Origin of the sequence: Microcoleus sp. bin48.metabat.b7b8b9.023 (genome assembly GCF_013299185.1) — a bacterium.
GTDB lineage: Bacteria > Cyanobacteriota > Cyanobacteriia > Cyanobacteriales > Microcoleaceae > Microcoleus.
Genome location: NZ_JAAFKG010000068.1, coordinates 13,634 through 40,537, shown reverse-complemented (window position 1 = coordinate 40,537; position 26,904 = coordinate 13,634). Strand labels below are relative to the sequence as shown.

Here is a 26,904-nt window from a genome sequence, read left to right as displayed (position 1 = left end):
TCGCAAGACTCTTTGTTATTCTAAATGTGAGGAAATGCTCAAGCATTCTATTAAATTATTAATACATTACTTGAAGTTTGACGATATTCCCATTCCTGGAGCATTCATACCTTGATTCAGCAACGCCGCCAATTTTTACTTTCGCTTTGGTATCAATTGATATTCGTAGAGATTTGACATCTCGATCGGAGGCTTTATTCTCCTTCAAGACATTCTCAAAAATCGCATCTGTTTCGGGATTTTTTTTCAACGGCTTGGTTTTTTGTGTTTTTTTAGGCGATACCCCATCCGATTTAAAATCGTGCCAATTGTCTGACGAGAAGGCAATTGCTCACTGTCGTAATTCTTCTGGCTCACCAATGCCGATAGTACCGCCTTGGCACTGATCCGAGCATACAAAAATGTCGATTGAAATTTCGGGTCTGTCTGAGACTCTGGATCTACTAAAGAACGAATATCGGCTTCTAAGTTGGGCAGCAAAATTTCAGTTTTATGTCGCCCTCTTGCTCGGTAATTATCAACACAAATCAACCCAGTTCTTCGTTCATTTAAGCCTAATTGAATGCTGGAGCGGTTCCATCCTATAAATGTTTCTACTTTGCGAGCTGAACCATTAAAGTAGTCTTCAGCCACTTTTGCCATAAAGTCTCGACGGCGATAGCCCGTTAGTTTTTTGGCCGCATCTTTGAATGTTAATTTAACTGGCTCACTCAAGATCATTTTTAGCATCCCAATTACAGAAGTCACAACCGCTCATGTCAAATTTTTTGTTTCCTACTCTTCGAGGATAACTGGGATTATATTTAATTGCAAGCCCCTTAGTGAACGTTGCATTATAGTCGTCATAGAATTATTCCTCATGTTGGGAACCTCTCTTTTGACTCTTTATTTATTACTCAGCAGTCTGCACCAGATTTTTTATAAACTTGATTGTGGGTAAACAGGCAAAGAAGCAATGTTATATGCTGCCATGTCGATCGCTCCATAAAGTGTCGGGTAGATGTTTTATACGGTATGAGAACTTAGGCAGTTATGGGTCGGCAATCTGTGTTCCATGAGATTCTTCAACTCAACGCTTAAGTTAACCGGACAGTTAATGAATTGATTTTTGATATGCACCTTAAATTTTGGAACTCTGATTGATTTGCTTCCCTTTACAAGAAAGTTCGGCGCTATCGAAAATAATTCTATTTAACCCGTTGAATTATCTGATTTACATCAGTCTGAAAGGGGCGGGTTTTCTCATCATTGATACAGTCCGCCTTGTTCAATTGAGAATTTTCCTCTTTACTCTTAAGCTCAATAGCGAAATCCAACAAAACCATCGATTTTTGATGTTGGGTTTCCTTGCGTCAACCCAACATACATCTGCTGTGACAGTTGTAAACTACTTCACAAATTGCCAAGAATAATCGATACGATATAACCCTCCATGCTCCTTAAAGTAACATGAATACTGCGGGCTAATCGTGCTGCCATTCCAACGTGCGTCAAACGATGGAATCATCGCACCAACCGTAGCAGGTGGAAACAAATCATCTTCCCACCAAATCTGAAAAAACCTGAACAGTGCTCCCATAACAAATCCTACTGCTGCACCAACAGCAGCACCGACGGGTCCAGCAAGCGATCCAACAAGAGTGCCGACAGCTATACCTATGGCAGAAGCAACTTTCTCTTTAATTTTGTCGTAAATAGTTTGAACCATGTCTGGCAAACCACCATTATCAACCTCAGATAAGATAAATGTGCATTGACAAAGCTTCGGGAACCCCAGAAAGTGGTTTGGATTCCAGAGATCGTAGAAGGCGTAATACCAATTTCCGAAGTAGACTTCTTCTCCATCATCAAAATCATTAGAGATTACTTGAGGCCCTAATTTACTCGTTGCACCACTGGGTTGTGTGATTACTGCTGCAAGCTCGATTTCATCATCACCACCTCCAGAAGTTTCTACCAGACATTTGACACGGTGAATGCGGAGAGCAATCTTATCAAACTCCGGACGCATACGTATGAATATATCCTCATTGACTTCACCAAAAAATTTGATTTTTTTCCGAAAGATCTTCCCATGCTTCAGAAATAAATCCGATGCACTTTCAAAAATTGGTTCTGGTTGCTTGAGTTTGTCAATAACACCCGCTGCAGAAAGATTTGAATACTTTCCTTCTCGAAGAAGATCCAAATTTTCTATTGCCGACTTAACATTGTTAATCGCAATTTTTTTCTTGAGATCGCTTAGTGCTGATAATCGCTTTGACAGTAGCATCTCAAGACTACCTTCATGAAATTCTCCTAATGGAAATGTTCCAGGATCTGCAAAATTTGCTGTAACTTTGAGAAAGGTTAACTCGATTGCATTTACAATTTCTTGAGCAAGTGGTAACAACTCTGGTACTTGTTCTTGCAAAATCGATCGGCTGTCGCTGTAAGTATCGACTTGTTCGCATTTCTGTTCGCAACTGTGCATAATTTTTAGTTTTTTTGTGTTGTCTGTTATTGGCACTCATTTGTGCTTCATGTTTATATATTTACAGATCGCAAGTCGATACGACCACTGGTAAACTTCTGGAGTTTACTATCAAAAAAATCAGGAAAAGGGGAGATAGTAAACAGGAAAAGTTCAGGATTGCAAATTACATTTAAATCAAAAAGTCTGGAAAAGTCAGGTGCAGCAACCCCATTGATTCACCCGTTAATTCGTGATATAATCAAAGGTATTCATCTTGCTACTCTAAGCCATGAATGCTGAAACAGAACTGTCTTGGGAACAAACCCAAAATCTCGTTAATACACTGGTATTAAAACATACTGAAAAACACCTCAGTGATGTTGAGATAGAGGTGCTTCGAGGCGCGTGGGAAGGTAAAAGTTATGGAAAGATTGCCGAACAGTTATTTCTGACTGAGAACTACATCAGTGGAGACGTGGGATATCGCTTGTGGAAAAAACTGTCAGCAGCATTAGGCGAAGAAGTAACAAAGAAGAACTTCCGACAAGCACTCAAGCGAGAATGGCAAAAAACTGCGTCAACACCAACATCGAATTGCACGGCCCTAGAATTTCCAGAAGGATTTTTAGCACCGGATTCTCCTTTTTATGTCGAACGTCCTCCGATCGAATCTGACTGTTACAAGGAGATTTTGAAGCCCGGTTCTCTGATTCGGATCAGAGGACCTAGAAAAATGGGGAAAACCTCTTTACTCAATCGAGTGTTGGCTTATGCGACTCAACAAAATTATCAAGTTGTTCGCATGAACCTGCGAAAAGCTGAAAAAACAGTCTTTACAAGCTTAAATAAATTTTTACGATGGTTTTGTTTGAATGTGAGTCGAGAACTCAAGCTAGAACCAAAGCTTGATGACTACTGGGATGAAGAAATTGGTAGTAAGGTAAGCTGTACTGGATACTTTGAAAGGTAGTGCCCTGAAGGAAAGGATCGAGAGAATAAACTGAACTCAAAGAAAAGTAGGCATTTAGAGTTGTAAATTAGCATTATAATGATGCACAAACCTCCAAATTGCAGCAATATGATTTTCTAATTTTTTAGAGAAGCCTAAGCTCTTTCTTACCAGTCGAGATACTCGTTGTCGAATAGTACAGTTAAACCGCTCGATATAGCTAGTCAAACCACTATCTTTATCTACACTCTGATGACGTTTACTGGGCAATACAGAATCATAAGCACTCCAATGGTCGGTATAAATTACTGCACATTGACGATACACTGGTGGTATTGAATCCCATAAAGCTTGAGCCGATACTGCGCTACGATCCCCAATATGTACACCAACAATTTCCCTAGTCTGGGCATCCAATGCCAGCCAGACCCACTGCTGATTTCCTTTACTATCAACGAATGACCATAACTCATCCATCTGAACATTCAAGCGTTTTTTTTCCTTGGGAGTCACGTCCACTTGCTTCTTAACAGCAGCCGCTTGGCTATTAACGTATCGCTGCACTGTATCTTCTGACACTTGAAGTACCCGAGCAATCCCTGCCTGAGAAATACGTTCAAGTAGCATCCGTGACATTAACTCTTTTTGCTCTTCTGTAATAGGCTTCCATTCAGGATTTAAAACAAATTGACGACCACAATCTCGACATTTAAAATTTTGTTTACCATGCCGAGTTTTACCGTTCCGACTAACTTCTTTTGAGCTACAATTAGGACAATGGACTATCTCTACTGTCATATCACGCTATGGTAAACACTTCTCTCTAATAGTAACTTACTCGATCCTTTCCTTCAAGGCACTACCCTTTGAAACCCATTTATTAGAACAGTTAGATACGGATTTAGTCCTCAGCTTAGACGAAATTGATACAGTTTTTAACTATCCCGATATTGCTGAAGATTTTTTAGCTTTGCTGCGAGAATGGCATGAAGAAGCCACACTCCAAGAAAGTTGGCGAAAACTTCGATTAGTCATCGCTCACTCAACAGAAGTATATATCTCCTTAAATATCCATCAATCTCCATTTAATGTTGGGCTACCCCTGAGATTGCCGCCATTTAATCAACAGCAAGTCCAGACGCTAGCTCAGTTACATGGCTTAACTTGGACTGTTGAAACGACCCAATCGTTAACGGCGATGATTGGAGGGCATCCCTATCTGATTCGACTGGCCTTGTATCACCTTGCTCGTCAGGATATGACACTTCAGCAATTGCTGCAAGATGCTCCAACCCATGCTGGAGTTTATAGCGACCATTTGCGGTGTTGTTTAGGCAATTTAAAACAGCAACCAGAATTAGCATTCGCCTTGAAACAAGTCGTGACTGCACAAAGTCCTATTCAGTTAGAATCCCTAACTGTCTATCAGTTGGATAGCATGGGACTCGTGCATCTTAACGGCAACCAAGTAACACCAAGTTGCGAGTTATATCGTCAGTATTTCAGTACCAATCTTGTTTGAGGGTTGAATCTTCTAATCCGAATAAAATAATGAATACAACCTACAACGAAAATTATGAATACAAAGTGGGAGGAAGCTTACCGCCAAATGCACTCTGTTATGTAACGCGGCAGGCAGATCGGGAATTATTGGAGGCATTGGCAGCGGGTGAATTTTGCTATGTATTTAACTCTCGGCAGATGGGGAAGTCGAGCTTAAAAGCAAGAACTATGCAACTGCTAGAGGCGAAGAAAATTGCTTGTGCGGCGGTGGATGTGACCAAGCTGGGTGCTAAGCAAGTGACGGCTGACCAATGGTATAAAGGGTTAGTTGTGGAATTGGTCAGAGTTTTCAAGCTTTCAGGAACGTTTGATTTGAAGACTTGGAGAAAAGAACAAGCGGAACTTTCTGCAATCCAACAACTCAGTCTATTTATTGAAGATGTTCTATTGGTCAAAGTTGCTAGTCCTAGAGTCTGTATTTTTTTAGAAGAAATTGATAACGTCAAGAGCTTAAATTTTTCAACGGACGATCTATTTGCTTTAATTCGCGCTTGCTACGAGCAACGATCGCACAATTCCATCTATAATCGCTTGACCTTTTGTCTGTTGGGAGTTGCCACACCATCCGACTTGATGGTTGACAAGCAAATAACTCCCTTTAATATTGGTCGATCGATCGATTTGACCGGATTTAAGTTGGCAGAAGCTAAGTCACCATTAACTCAGGGATTAGTCGGAAAAGTAGCGAATCCAACAGCCGTTTTACAAGAAATTTTAGATTGGACGGGCGGACAACCGTTTCTAACTCAAAAGTTATGTAAATTGGTAGCAGAACAAGCCGAAAATTGCAAGCCGAATATTGAGCAATTGGTGCAACAATATATTGTTGAAAATTGGGAATCTCAGGATAACCCACCGCATCTGAGGACAATCCGCGATCGCATTCGTGGCAGCGGACAGCGTAGAGGTAGATTACTCGGGCTATACCAGCAAATTTTACAATTCAACGCAATTCCTGTAGAAGACAGTCCCGATCGCCTGGAGCTGCAATTATCAGGATTGGTGGTCAAGCAACGAGACAAACTCTGCGTTTATAACCGCATTTATGCGACGGTGTTTAACTTGGCTTGGGTTCAACAAGAATCCACTAGCCTCCGTCCTGATTTTTATGCCACTGCTTTATCGGGTTGGTTGGCAGCTAACGGACAAGAAGAATCATGGCTGTTGCGGGGACAGGTATTGCGGCAATCCCTAGAGTGGGCAGAGGATAAAAGCCTCAGCGATGAAGATTATCACTTTTTGTCAGCAAGTCGAGCTTTAGAACAACGCGATTTGCAACAAAAACTTGAGACAGAAGCCGAAGCTTCTAAAATCCTGGCAGAGGCGAATGAAGTCTTGTCGGATGCGAATCAAGTCCTGCAACAAGCAAACCGCAAAGCAAATCGACGCATCCGATTAGGGAGTGTCATCCTAATTGTGGCTTTGTTGAGTGCGATCGCAGCAGGATTATTGGCTAGAGAAATGCTCCAAACTGCACAACAAGAGAGAATAAAATCCTTCAGCCTAGCTTCCACAGCCTCACTGAATGCTAATCAGGAACTGGATGCTTTACTCGCCGCCTTGAAAGCCGCCACTCAGTTGAATGTTGCACCTCGGGTAGATACTAAAACTAGATCGTCCGTCCAATTGGCATTGCAGCGAGTCATGTTCCAAATTAGGGAACGCAATCGTTTAGAAGGACACAACGATAAAGTCAGAAGCGTAGACTTTAGTCCAGATGGTAAAACCCTGGCAACAGCAAGTGATGATAACACCGTTAGGTTATGGAGTGTGGATGGACGAGAACTCCAACGGTTGTCGGGACAAAATCAACTTTTTAGAAATGTAAAGTTTAGCCCGGATGGTAAACAGATTGCAGCCATCAGTGCCGACAAAAAGGTCAAGCTATGGACTGTGGATGGCAAAGAATTGATGACCTTTCCTGGTGGCGATGAAGAGAGTTTTATGGCTGACCTTTGTTTCAGTCCTAACGGTCAAGTAATTGTTGCATCTGGTGCGAATCATACAGTCAAACTTTGGCAAATCGACGGACAAGAAGTTAAAACTCTCACAGGACACAAGTATGATGTGTGGAGTCTCAATTGCAGTCCGGACGCTCAAAAGATTGTCTCCGCAGATTTGGGAGGAACGGTGAAGCTTTGGAACATGGATGGGCAAGAGATTGAAAGTTTCCAGGCAAATTCGCAATCGATTTTTGGTGTTAGTTTTAGTCCCGACGGTCAGTTAATTGCCACCGCAGGTGGAGATACACGGGTCAAATTGTGGAATTTAGAAGGAAAAGAAATTAGGACGATCGGCAAACACAATAATTTTGCCATTGGGGTGCGTTTCAGTCCAGACGGTCAAACCATTGCTTCGACAAGTGCCGATGCGACTGTCAAATTGTGGAACTTAGAAGGAAGAGAACTCAAAACGTTCAAAGGGCACCATACTGGAGTTTTTGCAGTTAGTTTTAGCCCCGACGGTCAGTCTATTGCTACTGCTGGAGGGGATGATACGGTAAGGTTGTGGAATCTGAGCAACCAAAACCATCAGATATTACACGGACATACCGATTCTCTATGGAGTGTGAGCGTTAGTCCCAATGACAAAATCATTGCCACAGCCGGAGACGATCGGACAATTCGACTGTGGAATTGGCAGGGGAAAGCACTAGCCATAATTAATGCTAAAAGCAATCAAGAATGGAACCGCATCGGGAGTCTGAGTTTTAGTCCAGATGGTAGGGCGATCGCGGCGGCTGGTTACGACAAAACTATCAAACTTTGGAATATCAACGGTCAACTACTGAAAACATTCAACGGACACAGCAAAGAAGTCACTGATGTGGGTTTTAGTCCCGATGGTCAAACCCTGGCAACTGCCAGTTACGATCGCACCATCAAACTGTGGCAGATTGGCAATGGAGAAGTAAAAACGCTCAGGGCAAATGCAGGTAAAGTTTGGAGTGTGAGTTTCAGCCGTGATGGTAAGTTTCTTGCCTCCGGTCATCACGATGGTACGATCGAACTTTGGAACCTTCAGGGACAACACCTGAAAACGTTTCACGGACACAACAACCATGTTGTGCGTGTGCGGTTTAGTCCCGATGGCAAAACAATTGCTTCGGCAAGTCATGACAGAACCATTAAACTTTGGACGCTAGAGGGTCGTGCATTGAAAACATTGAGCGGACATTCTGCTGGTATAACAGGACTCAGCTTCAGTCCTGACGGTAAAACCCTTGCTTCTAGCAGTGCTGAGGGCAGAATTCGGTTGTGGAATATCGAGACAGGGCAAGAGATTCAAACAATCCAAGGGCGCGGCTATCCTTTCTGGAATATTGAATTCAGTTCGGATGGTAAAACCCTTGTTACTGTTAGCGATGATGCCAAAGTAGAGCTTTGGAATGCCGAAACGTTGCTATTAAAGCAGCTAATTCCAGAAGGTTGCCACTGGATGGAGGATTACCTTCATCACAATGTTAGAGTAGACCGGGGCGATCGGCAGATTTGCGATCGTACCCGATAAAGGGCGATCGTACCGTCCAAACGCAGAATATCGCTGGGCAGTTGCTTTCAATCCATAATTATGATTATTGACAAAAAATCAGTAATTCTGGTTTTTTACTTTTTAATGCAAAAGTGACTGTACACGTTGTTGGTATTGGTTTAGATGGAGCTGCTGGGCTGAGCGAATCGGCGCGGCAGGTTGTAGAAATGGCCGCTCTGCTCATCGGGAGCGATCGCCATTTGAGCTATTTTCCCCAGCAATCCTGCGAGCGCTGGGCGTTGGAAGATTTAACCGAAGCAATTCTGGAAATTAGGCGTTGGTTGGCCGCAGATGCGAATTTAGAGCCAGATGCAGGGACTTTTTCGCCCCCCTCCACCCCCTCGCATCAACTGATTGTAATTTTAGTAGCCGGAGACCCGCTCTTCCACGGCTGGGGAAAGTTGCTCATTTCCCAACTGCCGCCGGATAAATTGACTTTTCACCCCCATGTAAGCTGCGTGCAGTTGGCCTTTAACCGCTTGCACATCCCTTGGCAGGATGCTCATTTTGTGGGTTCCCAAGGACGTTTTTTTGAGGAACTGACGGCCAAACTCAAGCTGGGTGTTGAGAAAATTGCGGTACTCGCAGACGAAACTCGCACTCCGGCGGCCATAGCAAGTTTGGTGAAAGCTCTGGATTTGCCCACACGCTACCAGTTTTGGGTTGGCGAAAATTTGGGTTCCGCCGAAGAGCGCGTGGGTTACAGGTCTCTGGAAGCTTTATTGGGAGAGGATTTTGCACTTCTGAGCGTGGTGGTGATGCTGCGGCAGTCCCCGCCGACAGAAGCTTTGGATTTGGGAAAGTTGCCTTTGTTGGGTATTCCCGATGCAGCTTTTATCGGTTGTGGCGACAGGCCTGGTTTGACGGTGGAACGGGAAGTGCGGGTGTTGGTACTGGCACAATTGGCTTTGCAACCCGAACAAGTTGTCTGGGATGTAGGTGCTGGTAACGGTTCTGTGTCGATCGAGATTGCTCGTTTATTCCCGCAGTCCGAAGTATACGCGATCGAACAAACGGTTTCTGGTACTTCTGCGATCGAACTCAATTGTCGCCGTTTTGAGTTACAAAATGTGTTTTCGATTCACGGAACCGCCCCGGAAATCTTGCACCGCTTGCGTCCGCCGCACCGGATTTTTATCGGGGGTAGCGGTGGAGGGTTGACTAAAATTTTGGGCGTTTGCGCTCTGCGGCTGCTCGCTGGAGGGTCGATCGTCCTAGCTTTGGATGTTTTTGAGGATATTGCTACTGTTTTAAGCTGGATTGGCGATCGGGTGCGCCGGGAACCCCACTGGAGTTACCGCATCGTGCAGGTGCAGTTGTCGCGTTCTGTGTCTGGGGGCAGTTTGACTCGTTTTGATGCGTTGAATCCAATTTCGATTGTGACGATCGATCGACATTTGAATTAATTCTAGAATTTTAACCGCAGATGAACGCAGAGAAATCGCTTTGGCGTTGCTGATTTACGGTATGAAAGGCTAAATAGGTCTGTCATAGAAACCAGTATCCACAAAGGTTTTGGATTTTAAACTTATTTTTTTCATACCATGATTAAGCAACGCCATCGCTTTAATATCTTAACCTTTTCATTACTCCAATCCTCGGACTTCCAGGTAGAGGTCGCCCTCATCTGTCAACTGTCAACTTTCATAGGGCGGGCACGGGGGCACCGCCCCTACAACTATCAACTGTCAACTGTCAACTGAATGAACCGAGCAGTCTAATTGGACTTTAGTCCGAACGATCGCACCGAATAATGCTGATTTTTTCGGACATGATATGATAGCTGAGATAGCGTTGTTCGCTCTCGTTGACCCAGGTGCAAATTGATTAAATCAACTCCATGACCGCAGTAAATTAAATTAAATTAAGGTACTAGAATTGTGCAAATAAATCAGCTAGGGTTCCTATTTGTTGATGTTGTACTCTCGGCGATCGCCCTGATCGTTCTAATTCCGGTTGCAGTTCTATTCCTAGAATGCTGTGCAGCTTTCCTGTCCAGCTTTGGCACTACAGCGGAAACTCAAGAACCCCGCCCCAAAGTAGCAGTTTTAATTCCCGCCTACAACGAAGCAGCAGGAATAGCAGCCACCATCTCGACTATATTGCCGCAGCTAACGCCTCAAGACCGCCTGTTAGTGATTGCTGACAACTGCACCGACGCCACAGCAGAAATCGCCCGCAACAGCGGTGCAAGGGCGATCGAGCGCCACGACACAGAACGCAAGGGGAAGGGATACGCCCTAGATTTTGGCTTGCAGTCGATCGCCTCAGACCCCCCAGAAGTAATCATCATGGTTGACGCCGACTGCATTTGTCAGCCAGACGCGATCGATAAATTAGCCCGGGTGGCAATGGCAGAACAAAGGCCGGTGCAAGCAACATATTTAATGGAACAGCCACCCAATCCTACCCCAAAAGATTCGATTTCAGCCTTAGCATTTCTAGTGAAAAATTTAGTCCGGCCGAGCGGATTAAAACAGTTAGGATTCCCCTCATTGCTAACAGGTACGGGCATGGCTTTTCCCTGGTTAATCATTCGAGATGTTCCCTTAGCCAGCAGCAATATCGTCGAAGATATGCAAATGAGCTTGGATTTGGCGATCGCCGGACATCCAACGGTATTCTGCCCCGAAGCCCGAGTCACCGGATGTTTGCCGCAGCAGCAACAAGTAGCGAAAACTCAAAGAACTAGATGGGAACACGGACACTTACAAACCTTGCTAACTCAAACTCCCAGGCTGGCGACAGCCTCGATCGAGCAACAGCGTTTTGACTTAATGGCGATCGCCCTCGACTTAGCCGTCCCTCCCCTATCGCTTTTAGTTGCTATCTGGCTAGCCGCTTTTGCCGCCTCAATAGTAGCAGCAGCGATCGGAGCATCCGCAATTCCCGCCATATTATTAGGAGTACAAGGATTGCTAATTTTAGTTTCAATTGTCAGCGCTTGGGCAAAATTCGGGCGTGCCGACATTTCCGGCGCAACTCTATTATCCGTACCTTTTTACATCCTGTGGAAAATTCCTTTGTATCTGGGTTTTATCCTGAAACGTCAAACTAAATGGGTGCGTACAGAACGGGATGTTTAGTATGAGGTAATATTCGGTAGGGTGCGTCAGCCAGATACTTGATGCAACTCGAAACTCTTGTTTCTGACGCACCTTACGACGCATAATATGTAATACAAGTAACTTTTTTGAGTGCCACGACTCATGTGTTTGAGTGGGATGGTGTGCCGAACTCGATCCAGAAAAGGAGATTCCTACGGGGAGTAAAAAGGTTGACATAGATGATGAATCTGCGGTAGTTTTAGGTTAAACAAAGTATTATACTGGCTCTGCGATACAATTATGAAAGCTGATTCAAACTCTCGTACTGAAAGAATTGGTGTTGCCGCAACAAACTTACTCTTTGAGACATTAGGTTGGATCTTTCGTGAGCAACCTATAGAAGACTATGGCATCGATGCTCACGTTGAAGTGGTTGAGAGTAATACAGCAACAGGTAAATTAATTGCACTTCAGATCAAATCTGGGAAAAGTTGGTTTAAGCAGAAAACCACTGATGGCTTTGTTTTTTATGTCAACACAGAGCATCTAGAATACTGGCAGAAACACTCATTACCTGTCATGGTTGTTTTATATGATGATGAGGAAAAAATTGCTTATTGGCAGGCGGTTAATAGCAGTAATGTCCAGAAGACCAATAAGGCATGGAAACTTATTATCCCTTTTGAACAGCAGATCAATATTCTATCGCTTAAAAAAATTCAAGAGTTTAGTAGAAAACTGACTGCGACTAATGGTTACACAATCCTTTCATTTCAGGATGTTAGTCATCGTGGGGCAAAAAGATATTCTGCAAACATTCTTCTAAGCAAGGAATATGCAAAACCCGATATGATAGAAATTGCCAGAAAAATTACTGCTGAACTAAAATCTAGAGAATATTATAGAAACAACGAGGTAAAACTACTCTGGCAAGGAAAAGAAGCTCAAGTAATTTGGCTATTCTTGTATCTTTCTCTAGAGGATGTGAGTTCTGCAAACTGGATTTGTAGAACTCAGTGGATTAGTAAAAATTTATCTCCCAAATTTTCACCTATAAAGCTAGATGGTGAACAAATTGATGATGAAATGGTTATTGACTTGAACAAAAGCTATGGAGAGCTTGCGACTATTTTTGATTCGTTTAAAGTAACGAAGGAAGACTATCTAGATTCTATGAATTGCATCTTGAGTAACACAAAACTTATTGTTAATCAAACGATCGAATTCACAGATATGTTCAATCGGAAGCAGCTAATTGAAGCTAATTATCTAGATCGTATGTCACAACTATATCCAGAGATAGAAAAGTTATATCTTCAGGTGGATCGTATCGGTTCAGCCCCAACTGAATGTAGTGATTTGAGTCAACGCTTTCAAGGCGTGATGGCTTTTGCACATAACATCGTCTTGCCTTTTTCTGAGAAAGGGCTAGAAATCTGGGAAAGAAGTAATAGAAACTATTTGGTAGATCAAGCTATTAAGAATTATCAAAAAGAACTGCTTCGACTAGAATTTGAACTTGAGAAGATTCACTGATAATACAAAAAGACTTCGATTGCCAATAAATCCGTGAACTTGCCGAAATCCCAGACTTCTGTATCTGTTTTATCTGCTAGCCCGTGAAACTGAACATGGCTAGCGTTAGGGAAAATATCAGCCAAGCGAGTAACTAATTTTCGGCTCAGATTTTGATCGAATAGTAGTTTCAAGCGACACTCACCGAAGCAACTAAACGACGATCGCGATCGGCAACAAATTCTAGACAGGCTCTAATGTCTGTTTCTGTCAATTCTGGGAAGTCGTCAATAATCTCAGTAATAGACATTCCAGAAGCCAGCCAGCCAAGAACATCGTAAACCGTAATTCGCATCCGACGAATGCAGGGCTTGCCACCTCGCTTATCCGGCTCTATGGTGATGATATCGCGATAGCTCATGATGCAGGTAAAGTGTTTGCACCTACATTATAGAAAAACATATCTGAAAATAAAAACAAAAAAATCTGAAGCTGGAAATTTCCAACTTCAGACTTTTACTAACTCCCCGGGTAGGATTTGAACCTACGACCAATCGGTTACACTTATCCCAACGTTTCCGAAGGGCGCGGACTATATCATCATCCCTAAAACCAAGACTTATCATCTATCGCGGGATGTCGGGCGCTGTGAGATTTATTGGTTAGGCTCCTCATCTCTAGTCTCTGCACCTTTCCGGCTACTTGCGGTCGAAACCACTGCCTTTCGCTGGACTTGGCTCAAGATTGCCGCCACCCGAAGTGCTGCGGTTTCCTTGAATTCACCCGATTTTTCAGTACCCGTTACCGGATAAAGCTGCTATGTCACTAGGGCTTTTGGTTAATTCCAAAGGCTTGGATTCATTACAGCCGATCGCTCTGCCACTGAGCTACCGAGGATTGCGTGGTTTTTGTCACCCACATTTACTAATAGTAGCTGAACTGATTCGATTTGGCAAGGCCTTTGACAAACTTTTTTATTTGTCATACAGAAAGCGGGTTTGGGCCGCTAATGCAGCCCCATTCTCATTCTGGCGAGGCGCTGCTGCGATTCTGGATCGAGGGAATTGGACAGAAAGCGACTGGGGTTCTGTTTGCGGGATTTGTGCTGGCGCTCGCTGCGGCGGGCGGTGGATTCTACGTCAGCCTCTAGTTGTTCGGCGGACATCCATTCGGCGCCGTAGCCGACTACTGTCAATTGCTGCGCTCGGTCTGATGTGGCGACAATCATCCGCCCTTTGCCTTTGACCGATCGCAATTCGTAGCGCAAACTAGCACAAGACTTTTCAATATAAGTATCTGCCGTCTGACCAAAGTCAGTGTAGTGCACTGATAAATTTTTAGTAATAATTTCTTTAACGCTCGGAGTATCTCGATAGTGAGCGTCAAACACGAGTCTGGCCTCAAAATCTTGAAGAGCGCTGTAGTTAACTAAAACCTCAATCAACTCGCGGCGGGCTGTTTCGAGTTCGTCGCGATCGCGCTTCTCTCGGAGTCGAGGCCAAAGTCCAATCATGTTATAGCCGTCTACAAGTAACACTGCTTGCGATATATAGGGTGACATGGTTCAAGGCTGAAGAGCTCCAGCAGATAGAGGACGTTATTTGCATTGTTCATCAAAGCTTTTGTTAAATCTTATTACAGATTGATGATTGATTGCTACCTCCGATCGCAATAATTAAACCCCCCAAATCCCTAGGCGTCTGGGATCTGGAGGGCAATACGATTGTCGGTTTTCGATTTTCGATTTTTGATTAAAGAATGGGGAATGACTTGTCACATATGGGTTTGGAGTTTGCTTAAAGTTGCATTCCTATGGGAAATTGGTTTGGGATTTGTGCGATCGTCCTCTGTAAGCAACGCTTGCGAACGATCGATAAATTTTCCCGCTTATTCGAGAGATTCGACGGATACGGGCGATGGCTGACGCCCCGCTTCGCTACGGACAACCGCCGGTAGAGATATTTTCTCCACCGCAGGAGTACAGCCCAGCCACTGCACCGACAAGTCCGCAAACTGTTGCGGGACACCACTCACGCAAAAACGAGTCGGCAGCGCAGCACCCGAATTTCGCAGCCCTAAAACTTCCAATTCTCGGGCAGCAGCAGCCACCACGCGCACCGCAGGATCGATTAAATTCACCCCAGCAGGCAAGAGCGATCGCAACACGGGAGCCAACAGGGGATAATGAGTGCAACCGTAAATCAGCGTATCAATTCGCTGCTGAATCAAAGGAGCCAAATATTCCCGAGCCACCTCAGAAGTATAAGGATCGTGAATCCGATTTTGCTCCACCAGAGGCACAAAAGCCGGACAGCTAACCTGCCATACCCGACAAGAATCGTCCATTTCCAAAATCGCATTTCGATAGGCATTGCTAGCAGCCGTAGCCGGAGTTGCGATCACCCCGATCCGCTTGCCTTGCTGCACCGCCGCCTGGGCCCCCGGCAGAATTACTCCCAGCACAGGAATATCAAACTCAGCCTGCACCATCTCCATCGCCAAAGCAGAACTGGTGTTGCAGGCCATAATCACCATTTTTACATCTTGTTCCACGAACCAGGCCATAATTTCGCGGACAAAATGCACAATTTCCGACGCAGCCCGAGTGCCGTAAGGCAGCCTTGCGGTATCTCCAAAATAAAGTATTGATTCGTTGGGCAATTGTTTGTATAACTGCGTCAAAACAGTCAAACCGCCCACGCCACTGTCAAATATACCGATTCTTTGTTGTCTGGAGTCTGTTGTCATTTGTTAATAGTTAGTTGTCTGTTGTCTGTTGTCTGTTGGCAGGAAAGCAGTTGTCTGTTGTCATTTGTCTGTTAACTGTTGGCAGGAAAGCAGTTGTCTGTTGTCATTTGTTAATCGTTTTCTGTGGCTAATAACAAATAACCAATAACATTAATCAACTGTCAACTGTCAACTGTCAACTGTCAACTGCCCATCATCTTTGTTGAAGATAATATAAAATGCCACGAGCGATCGAAGCCGCCATTTGACTCCGGTAAGCTGGATCGGAAAGTCTAGCAGCATCCTCAGCACCTGTAACAAAACCGACTTCCAGCAACACAGAAGGCATAGCACTCTTCCTCAGAACATAAAATCTTGCCTGCCGCACCCGACGGTCTTTCGCCCCCGTCCCATCCAAAATACTGGCGTGAATCACCCGGGCTAAATCTTCCCCGCTATCGAAATAATAAGTCTCAATCCCGCTAATATCCGGGCGACTCATGTTAATCGCGTTGGCGTGAATGCTGACAAACAAAGCAGCATTCACTCGCGATGCCAAAGAAACTCTCGGTTCTAGGTCAATTTCGCTGTCGTCAGTCCTAGTCATTACCACTTGCACGCCCTGCTGTTCTAGCAGCCTTGCCACCTGATATGAGATATCTAAAACAATCTCCTTCTCCTGAATGCCCCCAATCCCGACGGCACCCGGATCGCGGCCGCCGTGGCCAGGATCGATCGCCACTACGACGCGGCGGTTAGAACCTTGGGGCAAATCACCCGCTCCTATACTGCTTCTCGGCGGCAACGGCTGCGGATTTGGATCGCGAATCAAAGGTGACTGCGCGCTACTACTCGATCGCAATTGCAAAGACAGCACCTGCGGGTTAGGTCTCGTCACCCTGCCTACCTGTACCCCCGATCGCGGCTGCACCCAAATCACCACAGTCTCCGCGTCTTCCTGGCTAGCGGTAAACGATACAGGACTGTTGCCATCGAGCTGAGGAATTTGCCCCGCCAGGGAACTAGAAGCAAGCCGAATCCAGTAAGCTCTTGATGATTGATCCCAGCCGCTGGTATAGGAGACTTGGCGGTCAGTTCTCACCACGAATTGCGTGCCGTTACTCGATAAATCAATGGACTGAACTCTCGCTAAACTTCCTTGAGCCGGTCTCCCAACAGTTAGGGGTTGGGAGCGCGTCAGGATTGGCGGACTCGTGCCTCCTGGCGATAGCACAACCGAGCCAGAATTGCCGACAGAAGCCCGCCACTGAGTATTAGAACTCTTCATCCGCAAAGTTACGCGGGTAACGGGCGGATCTGTTGGCAGTTGCCGGACTTCAATCTTGTCAACTCCGTGCTTGCCATTGGTTTGAGGCTGTTGCCCGCCTGCGCCCGGAGCTAAAGTAGCTCCTTCAATATCGAGGGTGGCGATGTCCCCGGCCCGACTTTGTTGAAAATTAATTTGGGGGTTGCCGCCGGCAGTACGGATCAAAAAACCGTCCCCCGTCACCTGAACGTTCTGAACTACAGTCGCTTCAGCAGATTGGGTTTCCCTTGCTGAAGGTTCAACCGATAATCTTTCTCCCCCGGGTTCTGAAATCGAATTTTGAGTTCCTCCCCGTACCGGTGCGGGTAAATCTACTGTCCACTCGCTGGCAGAAATGCCCCGAAATTTTACTTGCTGGGGGTCTAGAGTAAACCCGTCTTTGAGTTCGACGACTATTCTGGTGGTATCGCTGTCAAACTGTCCTACTCGCACAGATTCGATCGCCCCTGAGAGCGGTTTATTGACCGAGGGACTGCCCAGACTCGTCCCCGGTAAGTCGATTACCAATCGCGTGGGGTTGAAAATCAGTTGAGCCTTGGGTTGGACTCCCCCCTCTGTTCTAATGTAGAGCCGGTTCTCTGAAGCATCAAACCGCCAAGATTGCAGTCTAGCTGCTTCGGCGGCTCCGGTGAGCAAAAATACACTTAAGAAACTTGGTAGTAGCCAGTGGAATTTCACGACAGTTTTTTCCTCGTTTGCGTTACTGCTAAAAGCTGGAAGGGTGCTGCTTGCCGTTACATAAGACTTACCCAAAGCTACCCAACTTTATACAAAGCTGTCCTGGGGAATCTTACTTCCTGTTTCAACCTGGTAGTGTCGGCACTAGACCAGTCCGCAGGCTATCCCCGTCTAACTGACGGTTTTTGACAAATTGATTGCTGCATTTAAGTCGCGGTCAATCTTAAAACCACAATGGCTGCATTCAAACATTCGCTCACTCATAGAGAGTGTTTCTTTTTTTGTTCCACAATTAGAACAGGTTTTTGAACTTGGGAACCAACGGTCAACTATTACCAACTTTGAACCGTACAACTTGCATTTGTAGGTGAGCTGGCGTCGTAACTCAAAGAAACCCATATCAGCAACTGATGCAGCTAGTTTATGATTAGCCATCATCCCGGATACATTCAAATCCTCTATGACTATTACACCGTGGTTTTTGGCAAGTAATGTCGTTAGTTTGTGCAACGTATCTTTACGGATGTTAGCTATCTTTCTATGCAATATAGCTATCTTGAATTGTGCTTTTTGCCAATTACTTGAACCGATGACTTTATGACGAATCAACCATTGCATCCTTGATAGTTTTGCTGCATATTTTTTGTAGGATTTAGCACCGATAACTACTTCACCTGTCGATAGAGTAGCCAATGCTTTAATACCGAGGTCAACTCCTACGATGTCTGTTTTGCATGACTCTTGCTGTTCTACATCAAACCTGAAACTGATAAACCACCTGTCGGCAATACGGGATATCGCGCAAGACTTAGTTGATACTTGTGGTAGCCTTTCATAAGTTTTGAGGACGCCAATTACAGGAACTTGGATTTTGTTACTCCCGCTGATTTTGACTGTCCCTTCTAATGTGAAAGAATCTCGCCTTCCTTTTTTCTTAAACTTTGGTACGCCAGCAGTCTTTTTAAAACACCGTTTCCATGCTTCTCGCAATGCTATTAATGCGCTCTGCGGTGTAGATTTGCTGCACTCGTAATACCAAGCATTCTCTGATTTCACCAAAGCTACCAACAGTTTGTGCAGATCAATAGCTGTGGGAAATTTGAGTTTTTCCTTGGGGTTTGCTTGATTGTGATCGAGAATGTTTTTAGTTAACCACAGTCCCCAATTCCAAGCGTGACGCGCTACCCCGCAATGTTTAGCTAGCAGTATTCGCTGTCGAGCATTGAGTTTTAATTCGGTTTTAAATCCGACTAGCATGGCATTCCTTTATTTGGATCGTGGCATATATTTCTTGCTTGCACTGTCTGATTGTGACCAATATCAGACACCGCAGCAAGTATGGAAAACTTAACAGGAGACAAAAGCTACCCACGATCGGGCAAAGATGGGCAACTTTGTCTAACAATCTAGTTACAGTTTCTAGCCCGCATACTTGGGGGCGATCGATTATAAGCTGACTGAGAAATTGTTGGCACAAGAGGAGGTATTTATAGCAGAAGGAAGAAGGAAGTTGGGCGACGATCGCGCGATCGCGATTTCAAGGATGCGATCGGTTATAAAACTTTAGTTATAGTCGCGAAAGAACTCACAAGTAATAAAATCAAGGGTTTCAGCAATTCCGAACATCCGGCCCGTCTGGTGCTGCTGCTATTTATAAGAGCAATGAACACCTAATTTCTTGAAGTTAGAAGTTGGAATTTTACCGCTTTTCAAGAAATCTGTTGTACAGGTCTTTAATGGATAGAGATAGTTACATTAAGGTAATAATCCGTTTGACATTTGCATTGTATTCTAACTTTTCATAGGCTACCTCGATAACTTAACAACCTATCTCGATCGCAATCAGGATTTCCAAGATTGAAATCACTTTTGAATTCACCTAAATATTAGTTCCCGACCGACTAGCATATCCTTTTAGAAAATCATTTTCTCTGACAGCTTGACCCTGACATATAACTACATAGCGCGTCTTCCGTCTTTTTCGATCGCAATTGGGACAGTCAGGCATTTCCGGTACTACTGGAAACTTAGTTGTTAGCTGGGTTCGGGCGATCGCTAATCTTAAACCACGATCGCTAGTCAATGCTATTAACTGTAACCGGAGAGTGTTTTGTCTCAACTTGGTGGGCAATGCTTTGTCACCAAAACTCTTTGAACGCGCGGGATCGACCGCCAGATGGTTGGTTAGTTGACCCAGGAAAAGTTTTGACCGGAGATATTGTTATCACAGTTGTAAAGTTTTCTCGACACCAAAAACAATCGATCGGCTTCTGGCAAAAACCTGCGATTTGGGTTGATGGCCTGCCTTTCGACTAACTGCATAACTCGCACCTATACTACCAGTTAGAGAAGATACAGTATCTTGGCGATTGTGTCAATCTCTAAATTGCTGAAAAAAGCGACAATGAAATGCAATAAATTATCTCACCTAAAGAGCGAGATTTGCTGGAACACAAAATTTGCCCAGAACCAAAAAGTGGTTTAGGTTACTTAAAACCCCAATGAGCGGTGCTCTTGTCAATCTCAAATCGAAAAGAGAAAATCTCCAATCGACTGACTCTCAGGGAGCATCTCAGTTTTGCTATCGAAGTAAATCCATCTTTGAGATTTGAGATTTGAGATGTGGGGATTGGGGTGGAATTATTGATGATTTCCAAGTTTTACCATACTCAGTAACCTTGGCTTGCCAGGAATTACTGGGTTAAATGTATCTGTAATTGACTCTCGCCCGTAGCTGCAAAATTTCGATCGATCCAGTTCAAAATTGCTTCATTTACTTGTTCCGGGCATTCATCCTGGGGACAGTGGCCGGCATTGTCTAGTTCAACTAGCTCTACATACTGCGGATTGCATTCGACAAATTGGTGGGGGCGGGCGAATTTAGGGGGAATCATCCGGTCTTGTTTGCCCCAAATTAACAGCATCGGGATTGTGGAATTTCGCAGTACAGTCTTGACACCGGGGCTGAATTGTGAACTGCCTACAGCTTTAAATACAGCGCAGAAGGCACGGGCGGCTCCCCGATCGCCCGCAGGCCCTGATAGAATGTCCACTAATTCGTCGGTAACAGATTCCGGGTTGGCGTAGGCAAAGCCGACCCAGCGGCGGACAACTGAGGGTTTGCGGACGAAAGCAAACAGAGGCCTGAGGATGAGCGGAGAAACAAACCAGCTTTCGACAGCTTCGATCGCCGGTAACAGCCATCCGGGTACCGCCTCGGCTCGCACAGAGGGGTCTGGGAGGCTAATCATCACCGTGCCGGCTACCATCTCCGGGTGAGCGGCGGCGGCGGCCAGACAAATCAGGGAACCGATCGAATTTCCTGCCAATACTACTGGCTCTCTGATAAAAGTCAGCCAAAAATCATACACTTGATCGACCCACAGAGACACGTCGTAGTCAACGGGAGCTTTTTGGGAAGCGCCAAAACCCAACAAATCCAAGGCATAAACTGTATGTTTTTCGGCGAGGGGGCCGAGATTTTGACGCCAGTGACCGATCGAAGCTCCAAATCCGTGAAGTAAAATAATCGGTGTGGTGGATGGCTTTGAGGGGATTGGTTCGGCCTGGGAATCTTGAAATTCGATCGCGCCTCTATCGCGTTCTAAAGCCGGCCGCAAATAGCTGTAGCGAGTTTGCCAACCCCGCCACACCCAGTCTCGTTGAGTTCCCACCCGTTGGTGCCAGTGCAGAGAATTTGTCAATTTTGCCTCTGTTCGCAACATAAATTTACATTTGGTTATACCTATTCTACAAGGCAACTCAGAGGACTTGGGGAACGGATGGGACTGGGCGAGATTAGCTAATAAAAGGCGTTTTACCTGATTTTTAACGATTTACCGGGAATTTGCGACGGTTTTACCACAAATCTGGCACGGGGGCGGGCGATCGTGTGTGAAGTTAAAATAAAACTAAGCAGAAACTTGGCCAGACTGAGTAGAATAACAGGTATTGTAAGAATTCATTTACGATCGTCCAAATATTCTCTAAGGCTTGAGCTGAGGGGAGAGAGGGCGCGATAGTACGTCCGGTAAGGGTAACACCTTACACAATAGCTCGATCGAACAAAATAAAAGATTGGTCGATCGAACCTGTAACTATCAAGAAGCTTCAATATTAAACTACTGATTGTAAAACCATTCATGCCTGTGATTGAAAGAAGACAAAATCGCAACCTACCCCAGATCAACGAAAATATTCGATACCCCAAAATCCGGGTGATCGATACCGACGGCGCGCAACTAGGGATATTGACACCCGCAGAAGCGCTGCGTCTGGCAGAAGAAAAAGAACTCGACCTCGTACTTGTCAGCGACAAAGCTGACCCACCTGTATGTCGCGTTATGGACTACGGGAAGTACAAATTTGAGCAGGAAAAGAAAGCGCGAGAAGCCAAACGGAAGCAACACACTGCTGACGTGAAGGAAGTTAAGATGCGCTACAAAATTGAAGAACACGACTACCAAGTGCGCCTCAAACTAGCAGACCGCTTTATCAAATCTGGGGACAAAGTAAAAGCCACGATCATGTTCAGAGGTCGGGAAATCCAACACAGTAACCTAGCAGAGGACTTGCTCAAGCGCATGGCCACAGATTTGCAGGAAATCGCAGAGGTGCAGCAAGCGCCGAAAAAAGAAGGCCGCAGTATGATGATGCTGCTGTCGCCGAAAAAATAGTTATGAGCAATTAGTCATCAGTCATCAGTCATCAGTCAATAGTAATAGACTGGTGACGGTAGACTAATTGCTATGCCCAAAAATGGATATAGGTTTCCGACTCTAGTCGTCGAGGGTCAAAACAAAAATTTTAGACTCTAGTTCCAGCTCCTAGATTCCATCTGTGGAGCAAATCTAAAATCGTAAGGGCGCTCGCGCTAGGCGAAATCTAAAATCTAAAATCTAAAATCGGGATATCTACGCACTCTTAAGCATGGAAAATTTTCAAATCAGCGCTTGGGCGGGAGCAGGAAAAGGAGTGCTGCGATCGCTCAACCTGCGATCGGAAGAAGTAGAGCGAACCATACTGATGTTCCTCGTCTACACTCTAACATCCGTCGGGCTGATCTGGCTGGAACTCAGCACGGTAGGTCTGTTTTTAGACGAATTCGGTGCGGACAAAATGCCCTTTATCTATATAGCCAGCGCCTTTATCGGTTCTGGTTTGGGATTTGTCTACTCGTGGCTGCAAAAAATCCTGCCCCTGAGACGCACCGTTGTAGTGGTTCTGGGAATGATGTCGGTACCGCTATTTTTGTTTAGATTCGGCATCGGCTACGAAAATACTAAGATAGCTGGCATCAGCATCGCTTTTATTACTATTTTTTTGATGTGGCTGTGGGTGGAAGCTTGCTATGTCCTCAACGACCTCAATACTTCCATTACTTCCAACCAACTGTTTAATATTAGAGAAATCAAGCGCACCTATCCGCTAGTCAGTAGTGGTTATCTAGTGGCTGGAGTAGTTAGCGGGTTTTCTCTGCCGGTTTTGCTCTATGTAGTCGGACTCAAAAACGTTACTCTAGTATCGGGGTTAATGGTGGCGACAGGCTCGCTGTTGCTGTACTACCTGACAGAAAAATACCGCCAAGCTTTCCCGGAAACGGCTCACTGGACAGATGACGATGAAGACGACGACCAACAAGAATTTGCCGCCCGCAAAGTAACAGGCCCTCTCCAAAAATACGCCATACCTCTAGTTAGTTTTTTCGTCCTTGCAGAAGTCCTCTATGTGTTGGTAGATTTTCAATTCTACAGCCAGTTAGAATACCAAAATCCTTCGGACGGCGCTAGTGGAGCTAGTTGGATTGCTAGCTTCCTGGGGATTTACGAAGGCATACAAGGCTTGTTTCAAGTGGCGACTCAGTGGTTCGCCTCCAGCCGGTTGGTAGAACGAATCGGTGTATTCGTAACGGCGATGATTTTGCCTGCGGGAATCGCGATTCTGGGCGTGCTGACGATAGGAGCATCCCTGGGCCAGCTAGTATCTGTGTTCATCGGACTGATATTGCTGAGATTTCTGGACGAACTGCTGCACTACACGCTGTTGGAAACTGTGAGCCCGGTTTTATTCCAACCGATTCCTGACAATATTCGATCGGGAATTCAAACTCTAGTCAACGGTGTGGGCGAACCTATGTCCTGCGGAGTGACAGGAGTTGGCATCCTGATTATGCTGTGGGTGACAGACAAGGTACTGCCCCACCAAGACGAAAAAGACACGGTATTTCACGATAACCAAAGCTTGGTATTCATCGGGGCGATCGTACTTTTGGCCCTAGTGTGGCTGTTTGTAGTGTGGCTGATCCGCTCTCAATACGTCGGTTTGTTGGTCAAAAGTGCTGAACGGGGGCGCTTGGGTGTCACAGACGTTGACCTCAAAGCTCTCAAGCGCGCGGTGGTGGAAACTCTGGAAAAGCCGGGAGGCGAAGATGAAAAGCGCTCTTGCATAGAACTCCTGACGCAAATTGACCCCAAAAATGTCGGAGAAGTTCTTGCTCCGCTTCTCGATTCGCTGTCGGCATCGTTGCAGCGCCAGAGCTTGGAAACAATGCTGCAACACCCGAATCCGGAATATTTAGAAGCTGTACGGGCGCTTTCGCAGCAATCCTTGCCGCCGGAGGTGCTGGCCTTGGCTTTGCGTTACATTTGGCTGACGGAGGCTGAACCGAATATTGACAGCTTGCGCCCTTACTTGCAGGCGACTGTCGATCCGGTGGTGCGGGGTACGGCTGCTGCTTTAATTATGAGAAGGGGCGATCGCCAGCAAAAGGCAGAGGCTACTAATACGCTGCGCCAAATGCTTACCCACAAGATGGAACGAGAACGGGTGATGGGAACGCGGGCTCTGGGAGAGGCCGATTATTTGCAAGGACTGCGGCTGTATATCCCCAATCTGTTGCAAGATGAATCTCTGCGAGTTCGCTGCGCTCTGTTAGACGTGATTTCGTCTACTCATTCTGAAGAATATTATCCTTCGCTGCTGCGCGGACTCGGTTACAAATCGACGAGAGAAGCGGCTTTGCAGGCGATCGTCAAACTTCACAATGATGCGATTCCTTTGCTCGTTTATCTGGCTGAGGACATCCATAAGTCGGATTTGGTCAGATTGCAAGCTTGGACTGCTCTCGGTCAAATAGGGACTGTAGAGGCGATCGACATTTTGGTCAGCAATTTGATGACGGCTTGGGGAACTACCAGGCGCAACATCCTCCGCATCCTGTTGAAAATGCCCTCGGAAGCGGGGATAGAAGGGGTTCTAGACCGCATCGGCCGCAGCGGATTGGAAACTCTCATCGAACAGGAGCTAATGTTTATCGGTCAAATTTATGCGGCTATGGTGGATTTATCTGGGGTAACAACCTACAGCAATTTCTCCGATCGGGATGCCAGCCGGGTTGCACCCGAGAACGATACGGCTCAATTGTTGCAACGCGCTCTGGCGGGGTTGGAAGCTGATGCTAAGGAGCGATGTTTTTTGCTGATGAAGTTTCTTTATCCACTGGACACCGTACAAGCCGCTGCTTTCAACATCGCTTCTGGCCAACCTTCTTTGGTGGCTAGGGGATTGGAAATTCTCGACAATACTGTGGATATCGCTAAGAAGCGATCGCTGATCAATTTGTTGGATCAGCACTCGGAAAGAGAGAAATTGAGCAATCTCTCGGAATTAATGGTGTACAAACCTCTATCCCCGAGCGATCGTTTGCGCCGCTTGTTAGAATTGCGCCATTTCCTTTCGGATTGGACTTTAGCTTGCTGTTTTCATTTGGCGAGGGAAGCGCGTTGGAGCCTTACCGCCCAACAAACTCTTGTCTGTCTGCAACACCCGACGGGTTTTGTCCGCGAAGCAGTGTTAGCCTATTTGAAAATAGCTTCACCGCGGGCTTTGCTCGAATTGTTGCCGAGGCTGCAAAATGACCCCGATAATTTGGTATCAGCTCAAGTTGAAGAGATGATGGCAGAGTTGGGGAGTGGCCCAAAAAGGTAAAGTTATCATTCAGAAGGAAGAAGGAAGTTCGGTAACGAGCAATGTACGGGATGTAAGGATGGAGCGTCTCCTGCAAAAAAGCAGTTTCTTGACAGTGCGAGCGTCTCCTGCAAAAAAGCAGTTTCTTGACAGTGCGAGCGTCTCCTGCAAAAAAGCAGTTTCTTGACAGTGCTGTCCCCGCTCGCGAGTGTTGGTATAGATCGCGAGCGGGGACGCTCGCACTATAAAATCAAAACTGAGATGCTTGCTGTAAGGAAGAGCGAAGAAGGCATATTTTCCCATTACCCCATTATCCCAGTCTCTCCCTCTCCCCCTCTCCCCCTCTCCCCCTCTCCCACTCTCCTTTTCCTTCTCCTTTGAAAGTATAAATTAATCACTGCATCGCATTATGTTAACTAGCGTCGAACGCCTATTGTTTGTCAGGGAAGTTCCGATTTTTAAGGAACTGCGGGATGATTTTCTTGTGCGTCTAGCATCGGTAATGGACGAACTTTCGTTTCCTTCTAAGCACAGGATTTTTACGGAAGGACAAGAAGGCCGATCGCTCTATATCTTGGTATCGGGTACGGTGCGGGTGCATATAGGCGATCGGGATTTGGCACAGTTGAAGGCGGGGGCTTGTTTCGGGGAAATGTCGCTATTTGATGCGGAACCTCGATCGGCTTCTATTTCGACTCTGGAACAATCGGAGTGTTTGATGCTGACTCAAATGCAGCTTTATGATGCGATCGATGAAACGCCGGGAATTGCTGTTAATATTATTCGCTTGCTGTCGCGCCGGATTCGCGAGTTGAATATCAAGTTGAATGCTAAGGAAGCGGTTATGCCGCCTCCTGATGCTGTGAGAGTTCCTGAAATGCGATAAATGTTGAGAACTGGAATTGTGTTTTGGTCTAACCTGGAGAATTCGTTTGTAGTGAGGAATTTAGTCCTTCTTCATCAAAATCTCAGGACTAAAGTCCTCACTACGAACCTGGAGAATTCGTTTGTAGTGAGGACTTTAGTCCTTCTTCATCAAAATCTCAGGACTAAAGTCCTCACTACGAACCTGGAGAATTCGTTTGTAGTGAGGAATTTAGTCCTTCTTCATCAAAATCTCAGGACTAAAGTCCTCACTACGAACCTG

19 protein-coding genes and 1 pseudogene are annotated in these 26,904 nt (G+C 45.6%); 10 read left to right on the top strand and 10 right to left on the bottom strand.

What is annotated here, in order from left to right:
• Positions 1–154: 154 nt before the first annotated feature.
• Both QZW82_RS27940 and QZW82_RS27935 read right to left on the bottom strand, forming a co-directional pair.
• Positions 155–642: pseudogene (locus QZW82_RS27940) on the bottom strand (ISAzo13 family transposase); the annotation flags it as partial.
• A 745-nt stretch (positions 643–1,387) separates the two neighbouring features.
• Complete coding sequence (locus QZW82_RS27935; RefSeq protein ID WP_293156158.1) at positions 1,388–2,509, bottom strand: hypothetical protein; 1,122 nt, start codon at positions 2,507–2,509, stop codon at positions 1,388–1,390.
• Positions 2,510–2,744: 235 nt separating this feature from the next.
• On the opposite strand from QZW82_RS27935, the gene QZW82_RS27930 reads away from it, so the two are divergent.
• Positions 2,745–3,425 (top strand): AAA-like domain-containing protein, encoded by a 681-nt coding sequence (locus QZW82_RS27930; protein ID WP_293156156.1) that lies wholly within the window; start codon positions 2,745–2,747, stop codon positions 3,423–3,425.
• 54 nt (positions 3,426–3,479) lie between these two features.
• On the opposite strand, the gene QZW82_RS27925 is transcribed toward QZW82_RS27930, so the two are convergent.
• Positions 3,480–4,202: an IS1 family transposase gene (locus QZW82_RS27925; RefSeq protein WP_293144988.1), complete on the bottom strand. Its 723-nt coding sequence runs from the start codon at positions 4,200–4,202 to the stop codon at positions 3,480–3,482.
• On the opposite strand from QZW82_RS27925, the gene QZW82_RS27920 reads away from it, so the two are divergent.
• The 5 genes from QZW82_RS27920 to QZW82_RS27900 all read left to right on the top strand — a co-directional run bounded on the left by QZW82_RS27920 (position 4,189) and on the right by QZW82_RS27900 (position 13,081).
• The gene (locus QZW82_RS27920; RefSeq protein WP_366665100.1) at positions 4,189–4,926 is read left to right on the top strand and encodes an AAA-like domain-containing protein; all 738 of its coding nucleotides are present in this window, start codon (positions 4,189–4,191) and stop codon (positions 4,924–4,926) included. The two genes, QZW82_RS27925 and QZW82_RS27920, sit on opposite strands and share 14 nt — an antisense overlap.
• A gap of 29 nt (positions 4,927–4,955) precedes the next feature.
• Complete coding sequence (locus tag QZW82_RS27915; protein ID WP_293156154.1) at positions 4,956–8,477, top strand: AAA-like domain-containing protein; 3,522 nt, start codon at positions 4,956–4,958, stop codon at positions 8,475–8,477.
• Between the two features lie 113 nt (positions 8,478–8,590).
• On the top strand, positions 8,591–9,904 hold the full coding sequence (cbiE, locus tag QZW82_RS27910; RefSeq protein WP_293156151.1) for a precorrin-6y C5,15-methyltransferase (decarboxylating) subunit CbiE: 1,314 nt from the start codon (positions 8,591–8,593) through the stop codon (positions 9,902–9,904).
• A 474-nt stretch (positions 9,905–10,378) separates the two neighbouring features.
• A complete protein-coding gene (locus tag QZW82_RS27905; protein ID WP_293156148.1) occupies positions 10,379–11,584 on the top strand; it encodes a glycosyltransferase family 2 protein in 1,206 nt (401 codons plus the stop codon).
• 261 nt (positions 11,585–11,845) lie between these two features.
• Positions 11,846–13,081, top strand: a complete 1,236-nt coding sequence (locus QZW82_RS27900; RefSeq protein ID WP_293156145.1) for a DUF4365 domain-containing protein — start codon at positions 11,846–11,848, stop codon at positions 13,079–13,081.
• On the opposite strand, the gene QZW82_RS27895 is transcribed toward QZW82_RS27900, so the two are convergent.
• The 6 genes from QZW82_RS27895 to QZW82_RS27870 all read right to left on the bottom strand — a co-directional run bounded on the left by QZW82_RS27895 (position 13,075) and on the right by QZW82_RS27870 (position 19,049).
• Positions 13,075–13,254, bottom strand: a complete 180-nt coding sequence (locus QZW82_RS27895; RefSeq protein WP_293156142.1) for a DUF5615 family PIN-like protein — start codon at positions 13,252–13,254, stop codon at positions 13,075–13,077. The two genes, QZW82_RS27900 and QZW82_RS27895, sit on opposite strands and share 7 nt — an antisense overlap.
• Positions 13,251–13,481, bottom strand: coding sequence for a DUF433 domain-containing protein (locus QZW82_RS27890; protein WP_293156139.1), 231 nt, complete (start codon positions 13,479–13,481; stop codon positions 13,251–13,253). Before QZW82_RS27890 ends, QZW82_RS27895 begins: the two co-directional genes overlap by 4 nt.
• A gap of 585 nt (positions 13,482–14,066) precedes the next feature.
• A complete protein-coding gene (locus QZW82_RS27885; protein WP_293156136.1) occupies positions 14,067–14,621 on the bottom strand; it encodes an NYN domain-containing protein in 555 nt (184 codons plus the stop codon).
• Between the two features lie 326 nt (positions 14,622–14,947).
• On the bottom strand, positions 14,948–15,808 hold the full coding sequence (gene murI, locus QZW82_RS27880) for a glutamate racemase (RefSeq protein ID WP_293156133.1): 861 nt from the start codon (positions 15,806–15,808) through the stop codon (positions 14,948–14,950).
• 193 nt (positions 15,809–16,001) lie between these two features.
• Positions 16,002–17,792 carry an N-acetylmuramoyl-L-alanine amidase gene (locus QZW82_RS27875; protein WP_293156130.1) on the bottom strand — a complete coding sequence of 597 codons (1,791 nt, stop codon included), beginning with the start codon at positions 17,790–17,792 and terminating at the stop codon, positions 16,002–16,004.
• A 171-nt stretch (positions 17,793–17,963) separates the two neighbouring features.
• Positions 17,964–19,049, bottom strand: a complete 1,086-nt coding sequence (locus tag QZW82_RS27870) for an RNA-guided endonuclease TnpB family protein (protein ID WP_293156127.1) — start codon at positions 19,047–19,049, stop codon at positions 17,964–17,966.
• Between the two features lie 825 nt (positions 19,050–19,874).
• Here QZW82_RS27870 and QZW82_RS27865 point away from each other — a divergent pair.
• Entirely contained in the window at positions 19,875–20,108 is a 234-nt protein-coding gene (locus QZW82_RS27865; RefSeq protein ID WP_293156124.1) for a hypothetical protein, read from the top strand.
• Positions 20,109–20,485: 377 nt separating this feature from the next.
• Here QZW82_RS27865 and QZW82_RS27860 read toward each other — a convergent pair whose 3' ends face one another.
• Positions 20,486–21,517 (bottom strand): alpha/beta fold hydrolase, encoded by a 1,032-nt coding sequence (locus QZW82_RS27860; protein WP_293156121.1) that lies wholly within the window; start codon positions 21,515–21,517, stop codon positions 20,486–20,488.
• 417 nt (positions 21,518–21,934) lie between these two features.
• On the opposite strand from QZW82_RS27860, the gene infC reads away from it, so the two are divergent.
• From infC to QZW82_RS27845, 3 genes are all read left to right on the top strand, one after another.
• Positions 21,935–22,468, top strand: coding sequence for a translation initiation factor IF-3 (gene infC / locus QZW82_RS27855; protein ID WP_265239585.1), 534 nt, complete (start codon positions 21,935–21,937; stop codon positions 22,466–22,468).
• A gap of 253 nt (positions 22,469–22,721) precedes the next feature.
• Positions 22,722–25,778: a HEAT repeat domain-containing protein gene (locus QZW82_RS27850; RefSeq protein ID WP_293156115.1), complete on the top strand. Its 3,057-nt coding sequence runs from the start codon at positions 22,722–22,724 to the stop codon at positions 25,776–25,778.
• Positions 25,779–26,166: 388 nt separating this feature from the next.
• Positions 26,167–26,643 (top strand): cyclic nucleotide-binding domain-containing protein, encoded by a 477-nt coding sequence (locus QZW82_RS27845; RefSeq protein WP_293156112.1) that lies wholly within the window; start codon positions 26,167–26,169, stop codon positions 26,641–26,643.
• Positions 26,644–26,904 lie beyond the last annotated feature (261 nt).

Bases quoted from the DNA above. Each gene is read 5' to 3' on its own strand.
- QZW82_RS27930 (WP_293156156.1), top strand. From the start codon at position 2,745: ATGAATGCTGAAACAGAACTGTCTTGGGAACAAACCCAAAATCTCGTT.
- QZW82_RS27925 (WP_293144988.1), bottom strand. From the start codon at position 4,202: ATGACAGTAGAGATAGTCCATTGTCCTAATTGTAGCTCAAAAGAAGTT.
- QZW82_RS27915 (WP_293156154.1), top strand. From the start codon at position 4,956: ATGAATACAACCTACAACGAAAATTATGAATACAAAGTGGGAGGAAGC.
- QZW82_RS27900 (WP_293156145.1), top strand. From the start codon at position 11,846: ATGAAAGCTGATTCAAACTCTCGTACTGAAAGAATTGGTGTTGCCGCA.
- QZW82_RS27890 (WP_293156139.1), bottom strand. From the start codon at position 13,481: ATGAGCTATCGCGATATCATCACCATAGAGCCGGATAAGCGAGGTGGC.
- QZW82_RS27885 (WP_293156136.1), bottom strand. From the start codon at position 14,621: ATGTCACCCTATATATCGCAAGCAGTGTTACTTGTAGACGGCTATAAC.
- murI (WP_293156133.1), bottom strand. From the start codon at position 15,808: ATGACAACAGACTCCAGACAACAAAGAATCGGTATATTTGACAGTGGC.
- QZW82_RS27870 (WP_293156127.1), bottom strand. From the start codon at position 19,049: ATGCTAGTCGGATTTAAAACCGAATTAAAACTCAATGCTCGACAGCGA.
- QZW82_RS27865 (WP_293156124.1), top strand. From the start codon at position 19,875: ATGCTATTAACTGTAACCGGAGAGTGTTTTGTCTCAACTTGGTGGGCA.
- QZW82_RS27860 (WP_293156121.1), bottom strand. From the start codon at position 21,517: ATGTTGCGAACAGAGGCAAAATTGACAAATTCTCTGCACTGGCACCAA.
- infC (WP_265239585.1), top strand. From the start codon at position 21,935: ATGCCTGTGATTGAAAGAAGACAAAATCGCAACCTACCCCAGATCAAC.
- QZW82_RS27850 (WP_293156115.1), top strand. From the start codon at position 22,722: ATGGAAAATTTTCAAATCAGCGCTTGGGCGGGAGCAGGAAAAGGAGTG.
- QZW82_RS27845 (WP_293156112.1), top strand. From the start codon at position 26,167: ATGTTAACTAGCGTCGAACGCCTATTGTTTGTCAGGGAAGTTCCGATT.